The organism is Marinimicrobium sp. C2-29 (genome assembly GCF_038419845.1).
Lineage (GTDB): Bacteria > Pseudomonadota > Gammaproteobacteria > Pseudomonadales > Cellvibrionaceae > Marinimicrobium.
This window is the reverse complement of record NZ_JBCAQT010000046.1, coordinates 1-799: the sequence shown is the minus strand read 5'-3', so window position 1 is coordinate 799 and position 799 is coordinate 1. Positions and strand designations below refer to the sequence as shown.

The window sequence follows — 799 nt, the reverse complement described above, 5'->3', positions numbered from 1 at the left end:
ACTACGGCCAGGTAATGCCAGCGACTGTCGACCCAGATGTAGGTAATATCTCCACACCACACTCGATTGGGTGCAGGGACGTCGAACTCCCGGTCAAGATGGTTCGGAATATCCACTCGCTCCGTCTCGGCCACCTTGTAACGGTGAGCGCCGGGCTGCTTGGACACCAGGTCCGCTTCAGCCATCAATCGGCGTATCTTGAAGCGGCCCACGTCGTGCCCCAAATCCCGCATCATCCCCATCAGAGTGCGGCTTCCGGCTGAGCTTCGACTGTCGTTGAATAGCTCTGTAACCAGGCTTCTCAGCGTCAAGCGCTGGACATCCGGCTTCTGGCGGCGCTGAACGTGCTCGTAGTAGCTACTCACAGGGATATCGAGGGCGGAACAGACCAGCCCGACGGGTTCATGCTCTCTCAATTGGTCGATCAGTGCGTATGCCTGATCTCGTCCGCTACCAAGAGAGCTGTAGCCTTTTTTAATATGGCTTTCTCCCGTTCCAGGCGGTTAACCCTGCCTTCCAGCTCCTGAATACGCTGTTGCTCTGGGGTTAGCGCTTTGCTCTTGGGGGTTGTGCCCCCTTGCTCCCCTTGAAGCTGCTGAACCCAGCGCCTGAGGACCGTTTCACCGACACCGAGAGAACGGCTTGCCTCTGAGACTGAGTAGCCCTGGTCGATGACTAGCTGAGCGGCCTCACGCTTGAATTCTGCTGAAAATGAACGACGCTGTCTCTTCATGGAACACCTCTTCTAGGGTGGTAGAATACCACCTTAAATGGTGTCCGGAATCATTAGACCACTTCA

The 799-nt window shown here is 56.2% G+C and carries 1 pseudogene; it reads right to left on the bottom strand.

Annotation, left to right across the window (positions count from 1 at the left end):
* Positions 1–733 (bottom strand): annotated as a pseudogene (locus tag AAE484_RS17405) (IS3 family transposase); the annotation flags it as partial.
* Positions 734–799 lie beyond the last annotated feature (66 nt).